This window comes from Streptococcus mitis (genome assembly GCF_009496285.1).
Classification (GTDB): Bacteria; Bacillota; Bacilli; order Lactobacillales; family Streptococcaceae; genus Streptococcus; species Streptococcus mitis_BP.
The window spans coordinates 1-24884 of the sequence record NZ_WIJK01000025.1; the positions used below are offsets into that span (position 1 = coordinate 1).

Annotated in this window: 22 protein-coding genes and 1 pseudogene; 15 read left to right on the forward strand and 8 right to left on the reverse strand. The window is 40.7% G+C overall.

All coding sequences use genetic code 11. The annotated features are described in order from the left end of the window. The 5 genes and pseudogenes from GEZ89_RS08045 to adhP form a co-directional block, all read right to left on the reverse strand. Positions 1–849 (reverse strand): annotated as a pseudogene (locus GEZ89_RS08045) (transposase); the annotation flags it as partial. Between the two features lie 154 nt (positions 850–1003). After that, a complete protein-coding gene (locus GEZ89_RS08050; RefSeq protein WP_045763029.1) occupies positions 1004–1915 on the reverse strand; it encodes a PTS system mannose/fructose/sorbose family transporter subunit IID in 912 nt (303 codons plus the stop codon). Positions 1916–1929: 14 nt separating this feature from the next. Then, positions 1930–2742: a PTS mannose/fructose/sorbose transporter subunit IIC gene (locus GEZ89_RS08055; RefSeq protein ID WP_153225636.1), complete on the reverse strand. Its 813-nt coding sequence runs from the start codon at positions 2740–2742 to the stop codon at positions 1930–1932. Positions 2743–2771: 29 nt separating this feature from the next. After that, positions 2772–3761 carry a PTS sugar transporter subunit IIB gene (locus GEZ89_RS08060; protein ID WP_153225637.1) on the reverse strand — a complete coding sequence of 330 codons (990 nt, stop codon included), beginning with the start codon at positions 3759–3761 and terminating at the stop codon, positions 2772–2774. 438 nt (positions 3762–4199) lie between these two features. Continuing rightward, a complete protein-coding gene (adhP, locus tag GEZ89_RS08065; RefSeq protein ID WP_153225638.1) occupies positions 4200–5219 on the reverse strand; it encodes an alcohol dehydrogenase AdhP in 1020 nt (339 codons plus the stop codon). Between the two features lie 372 nt (positions 5220–5591). Between adhP and GEZ89_RS08070 the strand changes: the two genes are divergently transcribed. The 10 genes from GEZ89_RS08070 (at position 5592) to GEZ89_RS08115 (ending at position 16429) form a co-directional block, all read left to right on the forward strand. Then, positions 5592–6869: a gamma-glutamylcysteine synthetase gene (locus tag GEZ89_RS08070; RefSeq protein ID WP_153225639.1), complete on the forward strand. Its 1278-nt coding sequence runs from the start codon at positions 5592–5594 to the stop codon at positions 6867–6869. Between the two features lie 74 nt (positions 6870–6943). Next, positions 6944–8428, forward strand: a complete 1485-nt coding sequence (gene thrC, locus GEZ89_RS08075; RefSeq protein ID WP_153225640.1) for a threonine synthase — start codon at positions 6944–6946, stop codon at positions 8426–8428. Between the two features lie 60 nt (positions 8429–8488). Further along, complete coding sequence (locus GEZ89_RS08080; protein ID WP_153225641.1) at positions 8489–9769, forward strand: MATE family efflux transporter; 1281 nt, start codon at positions 8489–8491, stop codon at positions 9767–9769. Positions 9770–9772: 3 nt separating this feature from the next. After that, on the forward strand, positions 9773–10387 hold the full coding sequence (locus tag GEZ89_RS08085) for an HAD-IA family hydrolase (protein ID WP_153225642.1): 615 nt from the start codon (positions 9773–9775) through the stop codon (positions 10385–10387). A 176-nt stretch (positions 10388–10563) separates the two neighbouring features. Then, the gene (locus GEZ89_RS08090) at positions 10564–11658 is read left to right on the forward strand and encodes a LysM peptidoglycan-binding domain-containing protein (RefSeq protein ID WP_153225643.1); all 1095 of its coding nucleotides are present in this window, start codon (positions 10564–10566) and stop codon (positions 11656–11658) included. A gap of 233 nt (positions 11659–11891) precedes the next feature. Continuing rightward, on the forward strand, positions 11892–12308 hold the full coding sequence (locus GEZ89_RS08095) for a MarR family winged helix-turn-helix transcriptional regulator (RefSeq protein WP_153225644.1): 417 nt from the start codon (positions 11892–11894) through the stop codon (positions 12306–12308). Positions 12309–12318: 10 nt separating this feature from the next. Continuing rightward, the gene (locus GEZ89_RS08100) at positions 12319–12681 is read left to right on the forward strand and encodes a DUF1304 domain-containing protein (protein WP_153225645.1); all 363 of its coding nucleotides are present in this window, start codon (positions 12319–12321) and stop codon (positions 12679–12681) included. Positions 12682–13036: 355 nt separating this feature from the next. Continuing rightward, a complete protein-coding gene (locus GEZ89_RS08105; RefSeq protein ID WP_153225646.1) occupies positions 13037–14815 on the forward strand; it encodes a phosphotransferase in 1779 nt (592 codons plus the stop codon). Position 14816: 1 nt separating this feature from the next. Next, positions 14817–15002 carry a hypothetical protein gene (locus tag GEZ89_RS08110; protein ID WP_153225647.1) on the forward strand — a complete coding sequence of 62 codons (186 nt, stop codon included), beginning with the start codon at positions 14817–14819 and terminating at the stop codon, positions 15000–15002. Beyond that, complete coding sequence (locus tag GEZ89_RS08115) at positions 15002–16429, forward strand: cytosine permease (protein WP_153225648.1); 1428 nt, start codon at positions 15002–15004, stop codon at positions 16427–16429. The genes GEZ89_RS08110 and GEZ89_RS08115 overlap by 1 nt, the downstream gene beginning before the upstream one ends. A gap of 52 nt (positions 16430–16481) precedes the next feature. On the opposite strand, the gene GEZ89_RS08120 is transcribed toward GEZ89_RS08115, so the two are convergent. Beyond that, positions 16482–17339 (reverse strand): DUF975 family protein, encoded by an 858-nt coding sequence (locus tag GEZ89_RS08120; protein ID WP_075228139.1) that lies wholly within the window; start codon positions 17337–17339, stop codon positions 16482–16484. A gap of 116 nt (positions 17340–17455) precedes the next feature. Here GEZ89_RS08120 and tgt point away from each other — a divergent pair, with 116 nt between their 5' ends. The 3 genes from tgt to GEZ89_RS08135 all read left to right on the forward strand — a co-directional run bounded on the left by tgt (position 17456) and on the right by GEZ89_RS08135 (position 21154). Continuing rightward, positions 17456–18598 (forward strand): tRNA guanosine(34) transglycosylase Tgt, encoded by a 1143-nt coding sequence (gene tgt / locus GEZ89_RS08125; protein ID WP_075230954.1) that lies wholly within the window; start codon positions 17456–17458, stop codon positions 18596–18598. A 133-nt stretch (positions 18599–18731) separates the two neighbouring features. Next, positions 18732–20549, forward strand: coding sequence for an acyltransferase family protein (locus GEZ89_RS08130; RefSeq protein ID WP_153225649.1), 1818 nt, complete (start codon positions 18732–18734; stop codon positions 20547–20549). Between the two features lie 263 nt (positions 20550–20812). Further along, a complete protein-coding gene (locus GEZ89_RS08135) occupies positions 20813–21154 on the forward strand; it encodes a metal-sulfur cluster assembly factor (RefSeq protein WP_153225650.1) in 342 nt (113 codons plus the stop codon). Positions 21155–21197: 43 nt separating this feature from the next. Here GEZ89_RS08135 and GEZ89_RS08140 read toward each other — a convergent pair whose 3' ends face one another. After that, positions 21198–21566 (reverse strand): glyoxalase, encoded by a 369-nt coding sequence (locus tag GEZ89_RS08140; RefSeq protein ID WP_153225651.1) that lies wholly within the window; start codon positions 21564–21566, stop codon positions 21198–21200. A gap of 105 nt (positions 21567–21671) precedes the next feature. Next, entirely contained in the window at positions 21672–23375 is a 1704-nt protein-coding gene (gene ilvD, locus GEZ89_RS08145) for a dihydroxy-acid dehydratase (RefSeq protein ID WP_153225652.1), read from the reverse strand. Between the two features lie 185 nt (positions 23376–23560). On the opposite strand from ilvD, the gene GEZ89_RS08150 reads away from it, so the two are divergent. Both GEZ89_RS08150 and GEZ89_RS08155 read left to right on the forward strand, forming a co-directional pair. Continuing rightward, entirely contained in the window at positions 23561–24568 is a 1008-nt protein-coding gene (locus tag GEZ89_RS08150; RefSeq protein ID WP_153225653.1) for an SPFH domain-containing protein, read from the forward strand. A gap of 2 nt (positions 24569–24570) precedes the next feature. Beyond that, complete coding sequence (locus tag GEZ89_RS08155; RefSeq protein WP_000796543.1) at positions 24571–24771, forward strand: PTS ascorbate transporter subunit IIC; 201 nt, start codon at positions 24571–24573, stop codon at positions 24769–24771. Positions 24772–24884: the final 113 nt, after the last annotated feature.

The window sequence follows — 24884 nt, forward strand, 5'->3', positions numbered from 1 at the left end:
CATTTTTCATATGGTCTTCCTTCATCCGCATAAAAGTGGCATCTGGATCTGTTTTGGAAAAGCTGTTACGCCCTTCAAAAGTTTCTTGATAGTTCTCATATTTTTCAGCACGTATTGAAAAATCCTCTTTGACTTTACGCAAGACTTTCTTGAGTTTACGACTCTGAGTTTTACGTTCATCCTTCCCTTAACGGGTGTCTCCTCAATATCTTGGCTCAGTTTTTCCAATTCTTCTTCAAGGACTTGAGCAAATTCAATCAACTGCTCTGAGGAGATAGGCTCTTCTTCATCCAGCTTAATAGCCTGATGGATAAGGAGAGTGATTTCTTCTTGAAAATAGATCTGTATCTGTTCTTGAAGTTTAGCGGAGAATCTCTCTGTCGCTTTCTTCCACACGAAACTATACTTGTTGGCATTGGCTTCAATCTTAGTTCCGTCAATAAACAAGCAATCTAAAGTCACTAACTCTTCCATTTTTAAACGAAGATTGAGGTCGATGAAAAGATCACGAATGAGTTCTCCCATCCCTTCAGCGACACGAAAACGATTGATGGTGCGATAGCTGACAACCAACTGTCCTGTTAGGTACTGCATAGCCAGATTTTAAATCATCATTTTTTCAATTTTTCGACCAGAGAACATCCCTTGTGAATAGGCAAATAGAAGAGTAGATACAAGCATTTTTGGGTGATAAGACGGGCGACCAAAGGCATGATAGAAGGCGTGGAAGTGACTGTCCTCCAAGGTATTCACCACTTTTTCAATAGTAAAGACGAGAAGGTCTTGTGGCAAGAAAGAACTGATTTCTAGTGATAAAGTTGTTTGATTTGTGTTATAGTGAATATGCATGGGATAGCCTTTCTAAATGGTTTATTAAGCAATTCTATTTTACCAAGACTATCGCAACCATGCAAAAAGCAACGGCAAAAACCGTTGCTTTTTTGATAGAATCGAGACACTATTGTCCCAGACTCTTTTTTTTGTTTGTAAATTCTCACCGAGATTACATGATACCGAAGAAACGAGCTGCGATACCAACTACAAAGAGGGCAAGAATGATTGTGATTGGAGATACTTTTTTCTTAAGCAACCACATGCAAAGGAAAGTAAGGAGAAGTCCCATCAATCCTGGGATCAATGAGTTCAACTGTCCTTGAAGGGTTTGTGGTTGAACGCTATCCAAGCTCAATCCGCTAAGTGCTTGGCCGAGGATTCCCTTCAATTCTCCACCTGTAACAGGACCTTCTGGGAAGACGATGTAGGCACCTTCTGACAATTGTTTACCTGGAAGGTTGATAGTGAAGTTGATTGATACCCAACGTTGTACAAGAACGGCAAGGATGAACATACCAAGGATAGAAGCTCCTTTAGTGATGTCTTTCAAGATACCACCTGACATATCTTTAGTGATTTCAGATCCAGCCTTGTAACCAAACTCTTGTGTATACCATAGGAAAGACATACGGATTGCATTCCATCCAAAGAAGAAGAGAAGTGGTCCAACGATATTACCAGTTGCAGCAAGTGATGCACCAAGGGCACCAAGGATCGGACGTACTGTAAACCAGAAGACTGGGTCACCGATACCAGCAAGAGGTCCCATCATACCGATCTTAACACCTTGGATAGCAGCGTCATCGATTTCAGTACCGTTTGCGCGTTCTTCTTCAAGTGCAAGAGTAACCCCCATGATTGGAGCAGCTACGTATGGGTGAGTGTTGAAGAATTCAAGGTGGCGCTCAAGAGCAGCTGCTTGGTCTTCTTTTTTAGTGTAAAGTTTCTTGATAGCTGGGATCAAAGAGTAAGCCCAACCCAAGTTTTGCATACGTTCGTAGTTCCAAGAACCTTGAAGGAATTGTGAACGCCACCAAACTTTTTGGCGATCTGATTTTGATAATTGAATTTTTTCAGCCATGATTGTTCCCCTTTCTAGTAGTCTTCTAGGATATCACCGATTGGATCGTTAGAAGTTGCAGCTCCTCCGCCACCGTTTCCACCTTGTTTAGAAAGGTTGAGGTAGATGAAGGCAAGGGCAACACCGATGACACCAAGGGCAATCAAAGTCAATTGAGAGATTGCTGCAAGAGCAAAACCGATAGCGAAGAATGGCCATACTTCACGAGTAGCCATCATGTTGATAACCAAAGCGTAACCAACGGCAACGACCATAGCACCACCGACAGCCATACCACCTTTAAGCCATTCTGGCATAAGTTCCAATACGCCTTGAACGGCTTCAGTTGGCATTGCAAGCAAGAGTGCAGCTGGGATAGCAATACGTAGACCTTGAAGAGCAAGGGCAAAGTAGTGAGCGCGTTCAACAGCTGTAATGTTTCCTTCTTTAGCAGCAGCGTCAGCAGTGTGAACCAAACCAACTGAGATTGTACGAACGATCATAGTCAAGAAAAGTCCAGCTACGGCAAGAGGGATTGCAGTTGCAGTTGCGACTGCGATACCTTCAGTAGTAAAGTTACCACCTTTGATCATGATAATTGCAGCAGCAACAGAAGCAAGAGCAGCGTCAGGAGCTACGGCAGCTCCGATGTTAGCCCAACCAAGGGCGATCATTTGAAGTGATCCACCAAGCATAACCCCAGCTTCGAGGTTACCAGTTACAAGACCGATAAGGGTACATGCTACGATTGGTTGATGGAATTGGAATTGGTCGAGGATACCTTCAAGACCTGCGAAGAAGGCAACAACTACAACCAAGATAGCAGAAATGAATGAAATATCTGACATGGTTTTATTCCTTTTCTATTTAATGTTAATTATTGAACGTTAGCTTTGCTAATCAAGTCAAACAAATCTTTTTTAGTGTCGTTTGGTACTTTACGTACATCAAATTCAACACCGAGGTCACGCATTTTTTCAAATGTAGCAACGTCGTCTTTGTCCATTGACAATACGTTGTTGACCATTGTTTTACCAGTTGAGTGAGCCATTGATCCAACGTTAAGAGTTTTGATTGGCACACCACCTTCGATAGCACGAAGGGCATCTTGTGGTGTTTCAAACAAGATAAGGGCATGTGTTTCACCAAAGCGAGGATCTTTAGCAACCTCAATCAATTTTTTGATTGGAACAACGTTAGCCTTAACTCCGTTAGGAGCCGCTTGTTTGATCAATTCTTTACGAAGGTCGTCATTTGCTACGTTATCTGAAGCAACGATGATACGGTCTGCTTTTGAATCTGGAGTCCAAGCAGTTGCGACTTGTCCATGAAGAAGACGTGTGTCAAGACGAGCAAGATTGATTTTCAATTTACCGTCTCCGATAACAGTTCCTTCTGGAATAGCAGCTTGGGCAACTGGAGTAGCTGCAGCAGTTGCAACTTCCTCAGCTGGATTTAGCTCTTCTGGAAGAGCCTTGATGCCATCTTTGGCCTCTTTAATGATGTTCGCAGCGACTTTATCCACTCCAGCATTAGCATCCATGAGGCGCTCTGTATATGCTTGGATTAACATCGGTAAGTTAAGTCCTGTGATGATGGCAAATTTACGCTCAGGGTTTTCTCCCATTACGCGGCTAGCTTGGTTAAATGGAGAACCACTCCAAAGGTCAGCCAGGACTAGAACCTCATCTTCTGCGTCAAATGCAGCCACAGCATTGTTGAACTTGGCGTATAAATCATCTGGACCTTCGTTTGGCATAAAGGTTACAACTTGAACCTTTTCTTGTTCACCAAAGATCATAGATCCTGACTGATGAATACCCGCGGCAAATTCACCGTGGCTCGCAATAATGATTCCGATACTCATTATTGTCATTCCTCCTTATAAAATGTTTGACTTGTAGTTTAAGAAAACTTTAAGACTCCTTAAGTATAAATCGATTTCAGAAAAAAAGCAACTAATTATAATAAAGAGTGAAAAAAATCTCAAAGCTTTATCTTTACAGATATTGATATATAAACTTTTTGTAAAATCGTCTATAAAATGGTAAAAAAATTTAATATAAAAAATGGGTGGGCAGAGGTCGATGAATTAACTCACGACTTTCTAGTCCGGGTCCCTGATGTTTCAACAATCCGCTGTTTGCTTGTAGAATTTGTCTAGAAAAATGACGTTTTCTTCACTAGTGCTCTTGGGCGTCTAAAAAATGCCCCAAGTCCAATTAGTTGTCGTATCAAAATTTTATTGCTAAAAAAACGAGGTGGGATTTTCTGTCCTACCTCGTTTTGGCATTTATTATTTATCTTAATGAGTAAAGTCTAGAACCATACGACCTTGGATGGTACCGGCAGCCATTTCATCAAAGACAGCAATGGCATCTTCGACAGGGCGTTTTTGAACGATTGGTACAACCAGACCTTCAGCACCAAATTGGAAGGCTTCTTCCAAATCTTTACGTGTTCCAACGAGAGAACCGATGACTTGGATACCGTCAAGAACTGTTTTGACGATGCTTAGATCCATCATTTCAGATGGGAGACCGACAGCTACTACACGACCACCTGCACGAACAGAGTCAACTGCTTGGTTAAAGGCAACTTTTGATACAGCTGTTACGACAGCTGAGTGAGCACCACCGTTTGTCTTTTCTTTGATAAGGCCTGGGACATCTTCGACTTCAAGACCGTTAATCACGATATCTGCACCAACTTCTTTAGCTAGGGCAAGTTTATCATTGTTAATGTCAACTGCGATAACGTGAGCGTTAAACACTTTTTTAGCGTATTGAACAGCCAAGTTACCAAGGCCTCCAGCACCATAGAGGACAACCCATTGACCTGGCTCAACTTTTGCTTCTTTGATAGCCTTGTAGGTAGTAACACCGGCACAAGTGATAGAAGAAGCTTGGGCTGGATCGAGCCCTTCTGGAACCTTAACAGCATAATCTGCAGTTACGATACATTGTTCTGCCATACCACCATCTACTGAGTAGCCAGCATTTTTTACGGAACGGCAAAGAGTTTCGCGTCCAGTTGTACAGTATTCACACATACCGCAGCCTTCAAAAAACCAAGCTACGCTGACACGGTCGCCAACTTTGAGGCTTTTAACATCAGGAGCAACTTCTTTGACGATACCGATCCCTTCGTGACCGAGAACGCGTCCTGGAACTTTTCCAAAGTCACCATGGGCAACGTGGAGGTCTGTGTGGCAAACACCACAGTACTCAACTTCAACAAGTGCTTCCCCAGTTTCGAGCGGACGAAGCACTTTTTCTTCAATAGCAACACCAGTGCTTTCTGGATTTACAACAACAGCTTTCATAGCTATCCTCCTTGATTAGTCGTTGAGGTGCAGAGGAAAAGGGGCTTGGCTTGAAAAGCTTTCAAGTGAAGTCGAATTTGAACTGCCCTCTTTTTTGTCTATATGTGAATTGTATCACGATATTTACTATAGTACAATGGTTTTGAGGTAAAAAACCATGTAATCGCTTAACCAGTTGATAAGACTGTGAAAATTGAACAAATAAGATTGATGCATTGGCGAGTAAATACCTATAAACGCTAGAAAAGTTGACTTTATATCGCCTCTTGAAGGTTTTCAGCAATTTTTCTGAGTTCTTTCTCGAGGGGATTTTGGTATAATATAGAAAGCAATTGATCTTTCTAGTAAGAGAATTTAGAGTGAGAGGTATCTATGTCCCCTTCGATTCAGTTATTGAAGAACCGTTATTTAAAAAATATCAAAGAAAATCCAGAGCTCTATATCGGTGTTGAGTTGGAGTTTCCGATCGTTCATACGAAAGGCCAACCTACAGATATTGAAGTCAGCAAGGAATTGATGCGTTTTTTAGTTGACGCTCTCAGTCTAGAAGTTGAAAAGGAAGACCAGGATGGCAATCCAATTCAACTTGTAGAACCAAAGAGTCAGGATCGGATTCTGTTTGAGGTTTCCTACACGACCTTGGAGTTTGCCTTTGGCAGAGCCCAGAAAATCCAAGAGGTCGAAGGACGATTTCAAGCTTATATGAAGGTGATTCAGGAAAAACTAGGCGAAAAGGATCATGCTATCCAGGGTTGGGGGATTCACCCAAACTGGAATCAAAATGACAATCGACCTGTGGCTTATCCTCGCTACCAGATGTTAATGGACTATCTGAAGATGGGCAACAATCAGGAGTCCGTTTCTTTGCATGATTTTCCAGACTATGGTGCATTTATCTGTGGGAGTCAAGTTCAGTTAGATGTCTCAAAGTCAAACTATTTACGAGTTATCAATGCTTTTAATCAAGTAGAAGCAGCTAAAGCCTATCTGTTTGCAAATTCTGAGTTTTCGGGAGCAGAATGGGATACTCAGATTTCACGAGATATCTTTTGGGAAGACTCCATGCATGGGATTTATCCAGAGAACGTTGGCGTTAATGCAAAACTCTTTAAAGATGAGGATGATTTCTTTGATTATCTAGACCGCTCTGCGATTTTTACAGCAGAACGAGATGGGGAAACCTACTATTTTTCTCCGATTCGGGCTAGAGATTACCTAGCTGCTGATGAAATTCTTGCCTATACTCTAAATGGAAAAGAAACTCTTCTGGTTCCTCAAGAGAAGGATTTTCAAACGCACCGTAGTTACCAATATCAAGACCTAACAACTCGAGGGACGGTTGAATTCCGTAGTGTTTGTACGCAACCCCTAGACCGAACCTTTGCTTCGGCAGCCTTTCATCTAGGTTTGTTGGTAAATCTAGACAAGCTTGAAACATACCTAGAAACAGCACCTTTCTTTGAGAGATTTGGTCGTGACTACAAATCTTTGAGACGTCAGTTTTCTAAGAAACAGCTTTCAGATGAGGAGACAGCTGGAATTGTTCAATTCTCAAAAGATTTGCTAGCTATAGCAGAGCAAGGACTTGAGATGAGAGGGCAGAGTGAAATGAGCTATTTAGAGCCTCTGAAAGAAAAAATGACTCTATAATTTTCTTATAAAGGAAGAATTTTCTGAAAAATCATGTTATAATGGATGAGACTATAGATAAAGGATAGAGATTTATGACATTAGTTTATCAATCAACGCGTGATGCGAAAAATACCGTAACAGCCAGCCAAGCGATTTTGCAAGGTTTGGCAACAGATGGAGGTTTGTTTACTCCGGTTAGTTATCCAAAGGTAGATTTGGATTTTGACACATTAAAAGATGCTTCTTACCAAGAAGTGGCTAAGCTGGTCTTGTCAGCTTTCTTGGATGACTTTACAGCAGAGGAGTTGGACTACTGTATCACCAATGCCTATGATAGCAAGTTTGATACGCTAGCCATTGCTCCTCTTGTCAAACTTGATGGCCAATACAACTTGGAACTTTTCCACGGTTCAACCATTGCCTTCAAAGACATGGCCTTGTCTATCTTGCCATACTTTATGACAACAGCTGCCAAGAAACATGGCTTGGAAAACAAGATTGTTATCTTGACTGCAACTTCTGGAGACACTGGAAAAGCTGCCATGGCAGGATTTGCGGATGTTCCTGGAACTGAAATTATCGTCTTTTATCCAAAAGATGGTGTCAGCAAGGTACAAGAGTTGCAAATGACCACTCAAACTGGGGAAAATACTCATGTTATCGCTATTGATGGAAACTTTGACGATGCTCAAACCAACGTTAAGCACATGTTCAATGATGTGGCCCTTCGTGAAAAATTGGCTGCTAACAAGCTCCAGTTCTCATCTGCTAACTCTATGAATATCGGTCGTTTGGTACCACAGATTGTCTATTATGTGTATGCCTACGCTCAGCTTGTTAAAACTGGTGAGATTAAGGCTGGTGACAAGGTTAACTTCACCGTACCGACAGGGAACTTTGGGAATATCTTGGCTGCCTTTTACGCTAAGCAAATCGGCCTACCAGTTGGCAAATTGATCTGTGCTTCAAATGACAACAATGTTTTGACAGACTTCTTTAAAACTCGTGTTTATGACAAGAAGCGTGAGTTTAAGGTAACCACTAGCCCATCTATGGATATCTTGGTCTCTTCAAACTTGGAGCGCTTGATTTTCCACCTTTTGGGTAATGATGCGGTTAAGACAGCTGAACTCATGAATGCTTTGAATAACCAAGGTCAATATGAGTTGACTGATTTTGATGCAGAGATTTTGGACCTCTTTGCAGCTGAGTATGCGACGGAAGCAGAAACAGCAGCAGAAATCAAGTGTGTTTATCAAACAGATGCCTACATTGAGGATCCACATACAGCAGTTGCTTCAGCCGTATATAAAAAATACCAAGCGGCGACAGGCGATGTGACTAAGACCGTGATTGCATCAACAGCTAGTCCATACAAGTTCCCAGTGGTTGCGGTGGAAGCTGTAACTGGACAATCAGGTCTTAGCGACTTTGAAGCCTTGGCTCAATTACATGAAATCTCAGGAGTAGCAGTGCCACCAGCAGTGGATGGCCTTGAAACAGCTCCAGTTCGTCACAAGACAACTGTTGCAGCAGCAGAGATGCAGACTGCAGTAGAATCTTATCTAGGACTTTAAAAGAGAGGAAGTAAACTCGGTTGGGAAACTAACTGAGTTTCTTTTCATCAGGAGGAAGGATTGTTTAAGAAATATAAAGATATTCTCAACATAGCCCTGCCAGCCATGGGTGAAAATTTCTTGCAGATGCTCATGGGGATGGTAGATAGCTATCTGGTGGCACATCTGGGCTTAATCGCCATTTCGGGTGTGTCTGTAGCGGGCAATATTATCACCATTTACCAAGCGATTTTTATTGCTTTGGGAGCGGCTATTTCCAGTGTCATTTCCAAAAGTTTGGGACAGAAAGATCAATCTAGACTAGCCTATCATGTGACAGAAGCACTTAAGATTACCCTACTACTGAGTTTAGTTTTAGGGGGCTTGTCCATCTTTGCAGGACGAGAGATGATTGGCCTTTTAGGAACAGAAGCGTCTGTAGCTGAGAGTGGTGGACTATACCTAGCTTTGGTCGGTGGGACAATCGTTCTCCTGGGCTTGATGACTAGTCTAGGAGCCTTGATTCGCGCCACCCATAATCCGCGCCTTCCACTTTATGTTAGTTTTTTATCCAATGCTTTAAATATTGTTTTTTCAAGTCTAGCTATTTTTGTACTTGATATGGGGATAGCTGGTGTTGCTTGGGGGACCATTCTATCTCGTTTGATCGGGGTTGTGATTTTGTGGTCACAATTAAAACTTCCATATACGAGACCAAATTTTGGACTAGACAAAGACTTGCTGACCTTGGCTTTACCTGCAGCGGGAGAACGTCTCATGATGCGAGCTGGAGATGTGGTCATTATTGCCTTGGTTGTTTCTTTCGGAACTGAGGCAGTCGCAGGAAATGCAATCGGTGAAGTCTTGACTCAGTTTAACTATATGCCAGCCTTTGGTGTCGCTACAGCAACAGTCATGCAGGTGGCTCGAGCAGTTGGAGAAGATGATTGGGAAAGGGTAGACAACTTAAGTAAGCAAACTTTTTGGCTTTCCCTCTTTCTTATGTTGCCCTTAACACTCAGTATCTATGCTCTCGGAACGCCCCTAAGTCACCTCTACACTAGTGATTCTGTGGCTATTGAAGCAAGTGTTCTAGTGACTCTTTTCTCTCTACTAGGGACTCCTATGACGACGGGAACAGTCATTTATACAGCTGTCTGGCAGGGTTTGGGAAATGCACGCCTCCCCTTTTATGCGACAAGTATCGGAATGTGGTGTATCCGTATCGGAACAGGGTATCTGATGGGAATTGTTCTTGGTTGGGGCTTGCCTGGCATTTGGGCAGGAACGCTTTTGGATAATGGTTTTCGCTGGTTCTTCCTACACTATCGTTATAAGCAATATATCTCTTTGAAAGGATGACATATGAAAAAAAATGGATTTATCTGGGATTTAGATGGGACCTTGTTGGATTCTTATGAGGCTATTTTAGCAGGAATCGAAGAGACTTTTGCCCAGTTTGACATTCCTTATGATAAGGCTGAGGTTCGTGCCTTTATTCTACAAACTTCCGTTCAAGATCTGTTGGAAAAGGTGGGAGAAGAAAGAGGCTTGGATGCAGATATGCTCAATCAGGTTCGTGCTCAGAGTTTGGCTGAGAATAATGCTCAAGTGGTTCTGATGCCAGGGGCGCGTGAAATCTTAGCTTGGGCAGATCAGCAAGGGATTGAGCAGTTTGTTTATACCCATAAAGGGGACAATGCTTTTACAATTTTGGAGAATTTGGGTTTGGCCCACTATTTCATAGAAATTTTAACTAATCAAAGTGGCTTTGCTCGGAAGCCTAGTCCAGAAGCTGCGATTTATCTTTTAGATAAGTATGGATTAAATCCTCAGCAGACTTATTATATCGGCGATCGGACTTTGGATATAGAATTTGCCCAAAATAGTGGGATTCAGAGTATTAATTTTCTTACCTCTCCTGCAACTTGTAATCAACAGATAGAGCATTTAGAGGATATTAGCTCACTTTCCTTCTAGAATTTTCTTCAAGAAGAATGTGTCAGCCTGATGACAAGAAACTAACAAACTATTTCAGGTAATGTGATTTGTTACAAGGAATGTACAGTTCTGTTAAATAGCCCCAAAAGGGCTTTTTTTCTATTTTCTTTGTGTTATGATAGACAGGTACTACATTTGAAAAGGAGTTTGATAGTATGAAGAAAAGAATTATTTTAGCATCAACAGTAGCCTTGTCCTTTGCCCCTGTATTGGCAACTCAAGCAGAAGAACTAGTATGGACAGCACGTAGTGTTGAGCAAATTCAAAACGATGTTACTAAGAATGAGAATAAAACAAGCTATACGATTCAGTATGGTGATACCTTAAGTACCATTGCTGAAGCTTTGGGAGTGGATGTGACCGTTCTTGCTAACTTGAACAAGATCAGCAATATTGATCTGATTTTCCCTGAGACAGTCCTTACAACAACTGTTAATGATGAGGAAGAAGTGACAGAAGTTGAAATTCAAACCCCTGATACAGTTCAAGGTGGCGAAGGAACAACTGCTACAGCAGATTTGACAACCAACCAAGTCACTATAGATGACCAAACTGTACAGGTTGAAGATTTAACTCAACCAGTTGAAGAAACAGAGGCTCAAGTTGAGGCAGTAGCACCACAAGCGACTGAAGAAGCAGTAGCAAAAACTACAACAGAAGCATCAGCACCAGTAGCAGAACCTGTTACAGAAACTATGGCAGAAGTTTTAGCACCAGTAGAAGAAGCAGTAGCAGAAACACCTGTAGTGGAAGAAACTACTACAACAGAAGCCCCTGTTACAGAAACTGTAGCAGAGACTCAATCAACACCATCAACTTACCAAGCTGAAGCAAGCCAAGGTTCATCAGCGACTTATGCAGCCCCAGCAGCTCCTGACTATGCAGGACTTGCTGCAGCAAAATCAGAGAATGCAGGACTTCAACCACAAACAGCTGCTTTTAAAGAAGAGATTGCCAACTTGTTCGGCATTACATCCTTTAGTGGTTACCGTCCAGGAGATAGCGGAGACCACGGAAAAGGCCTTGCCATTGACTTTATGGTTCCAGTAAGCTCAGCTCTTGGAGACCAAATTGCAGATTATGCGATCCAGAACATGGCGACCCGTGGAATTAACTATATCATTTGGAAACAACGTTTCTATGCACCATACGATAGCAAATATGGACCAGCCTACACTTGGAATCCAATGCCAGACCGTGGTAGTATCACAGAAAACCACTATGACCACGTTCACGTATCGATGAACTAAGAATAATAAGAGGTTGGGAACTTGAGTTTCCGCTTCTTTTTTTATTTTCAAACTCTTAGATAGCGTAAATAAACTCCAGGCATAAAATAGAAAAACATAGCCTTGAGGGATTGTGACTAGGAGACTAATTTAACGGAGTAAGCAAAAGACTTGCAAAGTCAATTTATTTGTATTACACTTGATAAGTCAATAATTGATAAATCAAATGTTTGTAAAAGGAGAAAATACTAAAAATGCATGAATTACTGTACCAGCTCCATTTAACAGATCAGACCATCACTCAACTTTTTGAGAAACAATTGGGAATTAGTTTGACCCGCTATCAAATCCTGCAATTTTTACTGCAACAGTCACCCTGTAACCAGATTGCCGTTCAGGAGAAGTTGCAGATTGACCAGGCAGCCTTGACCCGTCATTTTAAGATACTGGAGTCAGAGGGCTATGTCAGTCGCAATCGGAATCCAATCAATCAGCGAGAAGTCTTAGTTGAATTAACCCAAGAAGCCAAGAATCAACTCTTGGTCAATCCGCCTAAACATCACTTGCGAGTGAAGGAGCAGATGGAGAACATCTTATCCTCTACTGAGCAGCAAGACCTGACAGCTTTGTTGACAAAACTAGTATCAGGATTAGAAAAAATAGAATTTTAAGGAGAAAACGATGTCAATCATTACTACTATTTTAGCAACTATTGTTGCCCTCGAACATTTTTATATCTTTTATTTGGAGAGTATGGTAACCCAATCAGACGCAACTAGCCGAGTCTTTAATATGGAAATGGAAGAGTTGACTCGACCATCTGTAACCTCACTTTTCAAAAACCAAGGAATTTATAATGCCTTGATTGGGGTATTTCTTATTTACGGAATTTATTTCTCACATAGCTTAGAAATCGTAACAATCTTTGTTTTATTTGTCATAGGAGCAGCGACTTATGGTGCCTTAACAGCAGATAAAAAAATCATTCTCAAGCAAGGTGGACCAGCAATCCTAGCACTCTTGAGTATCCTTTTCTTGAAATAAAAAGAGGAGGTGGAAAAAATATTGGATTTAAGAATCCATTATTATAAATCCTTATGCTTGATAAATTAAATAAAAAAAGCGGACAAGATAGAATTCTGAGTATCAGAAACAAGTATGGTTCGCTTTTTTATTTACGATTAGACTTTTATACGAATTTTTGTTTTTAAGTTGGTTCACTTCAGTGTGGTTAAGGAAGTGCTGTTTGTAAATTTTTTAAAACTAATGGAAATGCGTGGTCATGTTATTCAAGACTACTTCTTTACTATTAAAGTTTATTTGGATAATACTTGACAAAAGTGAATGTTCATACTATAATCTTTTTTAAACAAGCATTGAACAAAAAGAGGTTATCAATATGATTTCAGAAAAACAATTTAAACTACTGTCTTTTTTGCAAGAGCATCCACAAGAGGAGTTTACACAAAGACAGTTAGCGGAACAGTTGGAAGTTTCTTTAGGAACAATTAATTCCCTGCTTAAAGAAATGAAAGAAGCTAATTGGATTGATCAAGAAGGTCACCTATCTGAGTTAGGAAAAGAAGCTTTAGAGCCTTATCGAGTACAAAATGCAGTGATTATGGCTGCAGGAATGAGTAGTCGATTTGCACCATTGTCTTACGAAGTACCAAAAGGATTGTTAAAAGTCAAAGGGGAACGCCTGATTGAAAGGGAAATTGAACAACTACAGGAAGCAGGTATAGAAGATATTACGGTTATTGTAGGTTATTTACAAGAAAAAATGTTTTACCTTGCTGAAAAATATGGTGTAAAAATCGTTGTCAATAATGATTACTATAAATACAATAACTGTTCTTCATTAATGTTGGTTAGAGATCAACTATCAAATACTTATATTTGTTCATCGGACAATTATTTTGCCGAAAATCCATTTGAGAAGTATATTTATAGGGGCTACTATTCAACAATATTTGTGGAAGGCGAGACAGACGAATATTGTGCTACCGAAGACTCCAACAACATGATTGTTGACATACAGATTGGTGGTAAAGACACTTGGGCTATGGTGGGACATGTGTATTTTGACCGTGCCTTTAGTGAAAAATTCGTAAAAATTTTAGAAACTGAGTTTAAACACGAGCCCTATAAAGAACAGCTCTGGGAAGATTACTATACCCGTAATGTTCATGAATTGCATCTAGAAGCTCGTCATTATTCAGCGGATATTGTTAAAGAATTTGATTCCTTAGATGAGTTGCGTCAATTTGATGACCGCTACTTGATGAATTCTAATTCTGAGATTATTGATAACATCTGCAAGACCTTGAATTGTGATGCTTCGGATATTGTTCATATTAAACCACTCAAAGATGGTTTGACCAATACATCCTTTAGCTTTGATTGTCTTGATAAAAAATATGTTTATCGTCATCCTGGAAGAGGAACTGAAAAATATATCAACAGATCAAGTGAAGCGGCTTCTATGGAAATTGCAGCAAAACTGCAAATAGACAGAACATTTGTTGCAATGGATAAAAACGAAGGGTGGAAGATTTCAGAATTTATCCCTAACGCTAGACCGCTTGATTATGATAATTGGGATCATGTAGAAAAAGCTATGGGGCTCTTGAGAAAACTACATCAGTCTGGAGAGAAGACAACTCATAATTTTGATTTATTTGTAGGAATTGATGATTTTAGAGAAAAATTGAAGGCTAGCAATCGTTTTGAGTTTGATGGACTTGATGAACTCGATAAAAACATTTCAACTATTAGAGAATTTTTAAAACAGGATGACACTGAGAGAGTTTTATGTCATGGAGATTCCTATAGTCCTAATTTTCTCCTAAACGAACAAGAGGAGATGAGTCTGATTGATTGGGAGTATTCTGGTATGGGGGACCCTGCAGGGGATTTAGGTACCTTCATTGGTTGTTCGAATTATACTGTTGAACAAGCTGAGAAAGTACTTGAGATTTACTTGCAAGAAGTTCCAGATACAAAAACGAGACGTCATTATTTAGCCTATGTGGCAGTGACATCTTATTATTGGTTCTTGTGGGCCTTATTCCAAGAGAGTGTTGGAAAACCTGTGGGAGAATTTCTTTATACTTGGTATCGATTTACCAGACAATACGGACAACTTTCATTAGAGTTATATCTAGGAGAAAAATAAGATGAAATCTGTATCTGAAATTGAACAATTGGTAGCAGATGAAACGAAACGAAGACTGGAAGAAATGGAATCTCCAGACTATGATTTTGCGCAACCATTCTTAAAAAAAGATTTTGCTTTGATTGGTGTTATCATTGGAATTAATCTAATCTTGATTATCTTGGCTATGACAGGAGGAATTAAATAATGTCGAAAACAACCGACTTTATTCAACAAGAAACCATAACTGGGATTGTTCCAATGACTAGTAAGGATCGGCAATATTCCTTCTGGGATCTATTCTTATCAACAAGTGGTTTTGCGATTGCAACTTGGTGTTACACACAAGGAGCGTATGTTGCTCAATATTTGACCTTCAGCCAGATGTTAATCAATATTTTTAGCTTTAATATTATTTGGGTCTTTATCGAGTGTCTTCCCACCTTGTTTGCAGTGAGATACGGAATTGATTTATGGATTTGGCTTCGAGCGGTTTTAGGGAAGCGCGGAGTGGCATTTTTGTCAACAACTATCAGTTTAGCAAATTTTGGTTGGTATGCAGTTACTGCAAATCTTTTTGCCAGTTCTATGATTCATCTAGCTAATAATTTTGGCCTTGGACTGGAGAAGGGGATTTGGGCACCAATTCTTGGGACACTTTGTGTCTTATTAGGGACCTTAATTGCCCTTGGTGGACCAGAGGTTATAAAAGGTATTAATCGGTTTATGGTAATTGCTTTGCTAGTTGTTGGATTGATTATCGTTGGAATTTGTTTTGTAGCAGTTCCGATTACTGACATTATGAACGTTCAACCAGCGGTACAAGGAGATTTGAGCCCGCTAGAGCGATTTATGATTTCAGGAGAGGGGAATGTAGCGACTGCCTTTTCTTGGTCGACGCAAGCATTAATTTTACCACGTTTAGCAAAATCAGAACGTAGTGGGTATTGGGCTACTTCTTTATCTTATGGCGTGGTAGCACCATTCTTTGCTGCGACGGGTGGTGTTATGGCTCTAGCTATGTTTGTAAGAACAGGGGTTTACGAGAGTGATCCAACTGCGATGCTTTCAACCTTGAGTACTCCTACCTTTGCTCTTTTGAGTTTATTATTAGTAGCTTTTGCAAATATTGGAACTCAAGGGACAGGATCCTATGTGAACTGTATGATTGTTAAAAGCGGTATGCCTAAGGTGAGTTATAAACTAATGGTTTGGATTGCCATGATTTATGTGAGTGCGTTAACAATTTGGGGTGGCGTAGAAGAATATTTTGGTTCTTTTATCTCGCTTGCAGCTTATATTCAAGGACCTATTATTGGAATGATTGTTGTTGATTATTTCTTGATAAGAAAACGGAAATTAGATTTACGATCAGCTTATTTCTTAGATGGACATCAGGCTTATGAGTTTACTAAGGGATTTAATTTAGTTGGTTTGTCTTGTGTATTCGTATCTCTGTTAGTTGCGGTACTCTTTGTTTACAATCCCCTAACTAAACAAATTCAAAGTTCGATCTTCTTAATCACAACAGGTAGTGGCTTTACGGCGATTTTTGGTGGCTTCCTATATTGGTTGGCAAGCCTAACTCCATTAAAACACTATATGATTAAAGACAGAGATCAAGTAACCATTTAAATAAAAACAAACCAGCACTCTCCATAGAAGGTGCTGGTTGTAATCATTCACATTAAACTTTTCTCCGCTTGATTTCGAGTAATCTTTGATAAAAGAAGAATTGACTACTATAGATATAAGGGAAAGTAGGGATGCTCGCAATTCCGAAGCTGATCCAGATAAGGAGATACCAAGGAAGTAGCTGTAAATCAAGCACGAAGCGTTGGAACTTATAGCCTTTCATAAGGAAGCGGCTGGTTTTGAGTACGCGACTTGGCTTGGCAATTCCAATTGCAAGGGTATCACATAGGAGCAGCTCTACTTGGGAATAAGCGTAGTATTGCGGCAGATAGGCAATGGTTCCCAAAATCATCAGAAAGACGCTACCAAAGAAGTAGAGTGCAAAAGTGAGCAGAAAATGTTCGATATCTGAATTGGTGACGTCTACGGCTGGAAATTCGGGATGAAGTTCTACAAATTTACGGGCCATGGCACTGCTATAGAAGAGCAAGTAGACACCAAAAAGATTAGGGATGCTCCACAAAAAGAGATAGAAACGCTTGAGCAAGAGAGTCAAAAAGGTCTGGGTGAAGAAGCGATTGTCAAGTAAGGACAGACTATCTTTAAAGGAAAGCTCTATCTCGGAAATTCTGTAAAGATTAATGGTTGTAAAAAGAGCACCAGCTAGGATAATAGAACTTGTAAATCCGACTGCTAGAGGAAAGAGTGAAGACTGGATCAAGCTCATCAAAAAAGTAAAGAAGGATTGCTCAAGAATCCCCTCATCAAGTAGGGATAATGGACTTATAAAGCTGGATAGAATCAGGAAAATGCTTGGTAATAAAAAGACAAGCAATAGACGTGGATGTTCAGCTTGAAACTGTTTAGCTTGTTGACGAACTTCTTTTAAATCAATTTTTGGGTATTTCATTCTTTCATTATACCATAGTTCGTGACAGTTCCTGTTTTTTTTGATAGAATCATACAGTATGCCCTTGGGCACAAAGTAAGAACTGGGACTGTCTTTCCCAGCTTCGGAGGTAAAAAATGTCAGATTCACCAATCAAATATCGTTTGATTAAAAAAGAAAAACACACGGGAGCTCGTCTGGGTGAGATTATCACGCCACACGGAACCTTCCCAACTCCTATGTTTATGCCAGTTGGGACTCAAGCAACGGTCAAAACACAATCGCCAGAAGAATTGAAAGAGATTGGGTCAGGGATTATCCTCTCTAATACCTATCACTTGTGGCTTCGTCCTGGAGATGAGTTGATTGCTCGAGCAGGTGGGCTTCATAAGTTCATGAACTGGGACCAACCTATCTTGACGGATAGTGGCGGTTTCCAAGTATACTCTCTAGCTGATAGCCGTAACATTACAGAGGAAGGGGTAACCTTCAAAAACCACCTCAATGGTTCCAAGATGTTCCTATCACCTGAAAAAGCCATCTCTATCCAAAACAATCTAGGCTCAGATATCATGATGTCCTTTGACGAATGTCCTCAATTTTATCAGCCTTATGATTATGTGAAGAAGTCAATCGAACGTACAAGCCGTTGGGCTGAGCGTGGATTAAAAGCTCATCGTCGTCCACATGACCAAGGATTATTTGGGATTGTGCAAGGCGCAGGATTTGAAGATCTTCGTCGTCAATCAGCTCGCGACCTTGTTAGCATGGACTTCCCTGGATACTCTATCGGAGGGTTGGCAGTAGGTGAAACTCATGAAGAGATGAATGCAGTTTTGGATTTCACCACTCAACTTCTTCCTGAAAACAAACCTCGCTACTTGATGGGAGTGGGAGCGCCAGATAGCTTGATTGATGGGGTTATTCGTGGGGTCGATATGTTTGACTGTGTCTTGCCGACTCGTATCGCTCGTAACGGAACTTGTATGACTAGCCAAGGACGTTTGGTTGTCAAGAATGCCCAGTTTGCGGAGGACTTTACCCCACTTGATCCTGAGTGCGATTGCTACACATGTAAGAACTACACCCGTGCCTACCTTCGTCACTTGCTCAAGGCCGATGAGACCTTTGGTATTCGTTTGACAAGTTACCATAACCTTTACTTCTTGCTCAACCTTATGAAGCAGGTTCGTCAGGCTATTATGGATGATAATCTCTTGGAATTCCGTGAGCATTTTGTTGAAAAATATGGCTACAATAAATCAGGTCGTAATTTCTAAGATTAGTAGACCAAAGCTAAAATCCTAAGTTTTCTCTTAGGATTTTTCTTCTTTTTTTGATAAAATAAAGGTAGTATGGAATGAACATTAGATGGTTTTTTTTACTACTCTAATGAACGGAGAATAAACTCGTATGCGTATAAAATGGTTTTCCTTGATTAGGATTACAGGCTTACTCTTGGTACTCTTGTACCATTTTTTTCAGACGATTTTTCCAGGAGGTTTCTTCGGGGTTGACGTCTTCTTCACCTTTTCAGGTTTTCTAATTACGTCACTCCTGTTAGAAGAATTTGGACAAAAAGGGAAAATCGATATCTTGGGATTTTTCAGGAGACGTTTCTATCGTATTTTCCCTCCAGTCGTCTTGATGATCCTGGTCGTTATGCCCTTTACTTTCTTGGTTCGCCAAGATTATATAGCCGGGATTGGTAGTCAGATAGCTGGTGTTCTTGGTTTTATGACTAACTTCTATGAAATGTTAACAGGGGGAAGTTATGAATCTCAGTTCATTCCTCATTTGTTTGTTCATAATTGGAGCTTGGCGGTTGAGGTTCATTACTATATCTTGTGGGGCTTGGCGATTTGGTTCTTGTCCAAGCGGGTAAAATCATCTGGACAATTAAGAGGGCTAGTCTTTCTTCTATCATCAGCTGTCTTTATCATCGGTTTTCTTTCAATGTTTATCGGTAGCTTTATCGTTTCTTCCTACTCGACGCTCTACTTTTCTAGCTTTACTCACGTCTATCCTTTCTTTCTAGGCAGTATTTTGGCATCTTTGGTAGGTGTTCGTCAAACGACTACTCTTGTTAAGCGTTTAAATAATACCTGGGATTTGAAAAAGACCTTGCTAGTATTCGGGGCAGGTCTCGGAGTTTTGCTCTTATTGACCTTCTTCGTGAAATTCAATTATCTCTTTGCCTACTTGCTTGGCTTCTTGTTGGCAAGTTTAGCTGCACTTGCTATGATTCTTGCTACTCGAGTCTTGCATGAGAAAACACCAAATATTGAGGAGCCAAGGGTGATTAGCTTCCTAGCTGATACCAGTTACGCAGTATATCTCTTCCACTGGCCGTTTTATATTATTTTCTCCCAATTAATGGGAAATATACTAGCAGTGATTCTCACCACTATCTTTTCTTATCTCTTTGCAAGCCTTTCCTTCTATGTGATTGAACCTTTCATTGCAGGGAAGAACAGTAGCTTATTGCAAAAGGTAAAAGAAATTCCGCATATTCAACCAATCTTTGCGGGTAGCGTCGGATTTCTTGGCTTGCTGACACTGATTGTGATGCTTATTGCCCCCCAAGTAGGCGCTTTTGAAACGGATTTGATGGTAAATGGCCTCAATCAAGCCCAAACCAATATTACCCGTACGAAAACCATGGCGGATCAAGCAGAAGCAAGTCGCTACAATATTGCCGAAGGTGTATCCATCATTGGAGATTCTGTAACCTTGCGTGCAACACCTGGACTTAAAGAGGTTCTACCAGACGCTCAGACAGATGGTCAAGTAAGTAGAAATACCAAGCAAGCCAATGCTATTATGCTCAATCACAGTCAGAATAAAGTCCTCCCTAAAATAGTCGTTATTGCTACTGGAGTGAATAACCCTGAGGATTATAAGGCTGATATCGATTCTTTGATAACGAATCTACCCAAGGGACATCAACTTGTACTTATGACACCTTATGAGGGTGATACAACTCAAGCAACTCAGCCTTATGTAGAACAGTATGCTAGCTATGTGCGTGAAGTGGCTCAAAAGTATCCTTACATTGAGGTTGCAGACTGGAATCAAGTATCTAAAGATCATCCAGACATCTGGAAAGGAACGGATCAGGTTCACTTTGGAAGTGATAATGCCAAACTAGAAGAGGGAGCTAAGCTCTACGCAGAAACGATAGCATCAGCTATCAAGGCCTTGGCAGATAAACCTGTGAAGTCAAAATAATATTTAAAAAGTAGAGATGACCGTTCTCTACTTTTTGTTTTTAGAAAGTATTTCTTAGAAGCTCAATCATTCTCTAAGTTTATCTCTCTAACCTATGCCAATATCCTCTTGCTCTAGGTTGTTAGCTCTCTGGGCAGTTTGGACCAACTATGGCAATCTATATGCTTTCGTTTTTATGGCGAATCCAGTCTTGATTGGGAAAAACTTGCCAAATTGTCAGAATTATGAGAAAATAGGTGCAGTTTACAAATGGAGGGAATGCAATGAGAGAAGATATCAAAATCAATGATCGTGCTTTAGCATTAGGGGATCAAATCATTGACAAGCTAGAAAAAGTTTACGATACAGATGTGGAACTAGATGTCTATAATCTTGGCTTGATTTACGAGATTCATTTGGACGAGGCTGGTCTTTGTACAATTGTCATGACCTTCACCGATACTGCCTGTGACTGTGCAGAAAGTTTACCCATCGAAATCGTGGCAGGCTTGAAACAGATTGAAGGGATTGAAGATGTCAGGGTTGAAGTTACCTGGTCGCCTGCTTGGAAGATTACGCGAATCAGTCGCTATGGTCGCATAGCGCTTGGTCTACCACCACGCTAAAATATAAGAGCTCTCTGCTAATAAACAGAGAGCTGTTTTGTTATCAGATTCCTCTAACTGCGAAATAGTGTCCACTTGGATTTGCAAAGTTAAAGTTAGGGAAAGGTTGAGTACTGATCGGACTGGTGGTATCAGTTACTGCAGCTATGCGCTCGTGAAGACTGCAAAGGTCCGCTGATTCAAAGAGTAGGCTAGGTTTCATATCAACTACCTCTGGCGATACCTGACGAATAAAGTCTTTGGCGTAGACAGTAAAAGTCAGTGTACTGTCCGTGTGAGGTTTCATTTCAAAAGTTTCAAACCCCATAATTTCTGATTGATTAAAAACTTCAAAACCGATAGCAGACCAAAAGTCTCTCTCAGCTGCTATATCATCTACGTAGAGCATAATTCCTGTATTTTTTGAAAACATTGTCTCTCCTTCATAATCATAGTTAGAGCAATTATCTTATCACATTTCACGAGATAAGACAAAGGATTAGAAAAAGCAGTCATTTAGCGACTGCTTATTTTCTAGTTATTTTTTACCAGATTGTTCCATATTCCAGAAATCTGTCACGGCACCACGTGATGCAGAAGATACGGTATGGGCATACTTACCAAGGACACCACGGCTATAGAGTGGTGGCAAGGTTGTTTCTGCCTTGCGTTTTTCAAGTTCTTCTTCGGATACGGCCATGGAAATTTCTTTTGTATCTTGGTCGACAGTGACGATATCGCCTGTACGGAGATAGGCAATTGGTCCACCATCCTGAGCTTCAGGAGCGATATGTCCAACAACCAATCCATAAGTACCACCAGAGAAACGGCCATCTGTCAAGAGGGCAACTTTGTCTCCTTGGCCTTTACCAACGATCATTGATGAAAGTGATAGCATCTCAGGCATACCAGGACCACCCTTAGGTCCAACGAAACGCACGACGACAACGTCGCCATCAACGATTTCATCTGACAAGACAGCTTGGATAGCATCTTCTTCAGAATCAAAGACCTTAGCTGGTCCAACGTGACGACGCACTTTAACACCTGATACCTTGGCAACTGCTCCATCAGGTGCAAGGTTCCCGTTCAAGATAATCAATGGTCCATCTGCACGTTTTGGATTTTCCAATGGCATGATGACTTTTTGACCTGGTGTGAGGTCTGCAAAGTCAGCTAAGTTTTCAGCGACAGTCTTACCAGTACATGTGATACGGTCTCCGTGAAGGAATCCATTTGCCAACAAGTACTTCATAACCGCAGGCACACCACCAACTTCGTAAAGGTCTTGGAAGACATACTGACCAGATGGTTTCAAGTCGGCCAAGTGAGGCACACGTTCTTGGATTGTATTGAAGTCCTCAAGTGACAAGTCAACATTAGCCGCGTGGGCAATGGCAAGCAAGTGAAGAGTAGCATTTGTAGAACCACCGAGAGCCATAGTTACAGTGATAGCATCTTCAAAGGCTTCACGAGTCAAGATATCTGATGGTTTGAGACCAAGTTCCAACATCTTAACAACAGCACGTCCTGCTGCTTCGATGTCTTCTTTCTTATCAGCAGATTCTGCTGGGTGAGAAGAAGAACCTGGCAAGCTCATCCCCAAAACTTCGATAGCAGTCGCCATAGTATTGGCAGTATACATACCACCACAACCACCAGGGCCAGGGCAGGCATTACATTCCAGACGTTTCACGTCCTCCGCTGTCATATCGCCGTGATTCCACTTACCGATTCCTTCAAATACAGAAACCAAGTCGATGTCTTTGCCATCCATTTTTCCAGGGGCGATAGTACCACCGTAAGCGAAAATAGCTGGGATATCCATATTGGCAATAGCAATCATGGAACCAGGCATGTTCTTGTCACAACCCCCGATAGCTACAAATGCATCGACGTTATGACCGCCCATAGCAGCTTCGATAGAGTCCGCGATGATATCACGTGACGTTAGAGAGAAGCGCATACCCGGCGTTCCCATGGCAATACCATCGGCTACCGTAATGGTTCCAAACTGCACAGGCCAAGCACCAGCAGATTTGACACCTTCTTTTGCAAGCTTACCGAAGTCATGCAAGTGAATATTACATGGTGTATTTTCTGCCCAAGTCGAAATGACTCCCACAATTGGTGTTTCAAAGTCCTTATCTGTCATACCAGTCGCACGAAGCATGGCACGGTTTGGTGATTTAACCATGCTGTCATAAATGCTACTGCGGTGACGTTTATCTAATTCTGTCATTTGTTCCCTCCCGATTCAGTTTGTATCATTATAGCACATTTTAAAAGCAATGAACAGAAGAAAATTCTTGAATTTTCAGAAAATTCTATACAGAAATATTTTCTTTAAAAATTTTGCATTTATTTCTTGACTTTATAAGTTAAAGTGATATCATTTAGATATCAAAAAAATAGGAGGTCATTCTGATGACTGAAAAACTAATCAATTCAAAACCAAATGGTGTAGTAGCATTGATTCTCATTGAGTTGGCACTCGTACTTGGTGTTTTTATATTTGTAATGGGTGCTAGTTCGGAAAATATTTTTGGAATTATTATCGGACTTTTATTAAGCTTAATTGCAGGTCTAGCTCATGCTGGTTTAAAAGTTGTGAAACCTCAAGAAGCACTGGTTTTGACCCTCTTTGGTAACTATACTGGGACCATCAAAGAACCTGGTTTTTACTTTGTCAATCCCTTCAGTATAGCGGTCAATCCTGCAATCCACACTCGACTCGGACAAAGTGGTGATGTTAGCACAAAATCTCCTTTTTCAGGGATGAAATCATCAAATGGTAATGACGTAAATCTTGAAATTGGCAAGAAACAGATTTCCCTCAAAGTTATGACTTTGAGCAATTCTCGTCAAAAGATTAACGATTGCTTAGGGAACCCTGTAGAAATCGGCATCGCCGTTACTTGGCGTGTAGTCGATACGGCAAAAGCAGTCTTCAACGTTGATAACTACAAAGAATATCTGTCATTGCAGTGTGATAGCGCCCTTCGTAATATTGTCCGCATCTATCCTTACGATGTGTCTCCTAATGTAGATACTACAGGTGATGGGCAAGCAGATGAAGGCAGCCTCCGTGGCTCTAGCGAGATTGTTGCGAAACGCATTCGTGAGGAGATTCAAAGTCGTATAGAGGACGCTGGTTTGGAAATCCTTGAAGCACGTATTACTTACCTAGCTTACGCTCCAGAAATTGCAGCTGTTATGCTTCAACGCCAACAAGCATCAGCTATTATCGATGCACGCAAGATGATTGTTGATGGCGCTGTAGGAATGGTTGAAATGGCACTAGAACGTCTCAATGAAGGAGAATTAGTAGAACTTGACGAAGAACGAAAAGCTGCTATGGTTTCAAATCTCCTAGTCGTTCTCTGTGGCAATCATGATGCACAACCAATTGTCAATACAGGAAGCCTTTATTAAAAATGGCAGAAGCTAAAAAAAAGCAAATTCCCCTTCGACTCTCGAATAAGCTATACGCTGCACTCGCATCATGGGCAGAAGATGACTTTCGATCAGTCAACGGGCAAATTGAATATCTTCTTACAGAATGTGTCAAGCAACGGAAGAAAGACGGGAAATACGTCTCAGAAACCATTGATGAACCCTTCGAAATTGATATTTAATCTATTTTCCTATCCAGAATAGTGGATAGGAAAATTTTTTTATCTTTTTTTGTCAAGTAACTTTACTTTACAAAAAAGTTTTGATATACTATTAAAGTTGATGAAAATCAAAC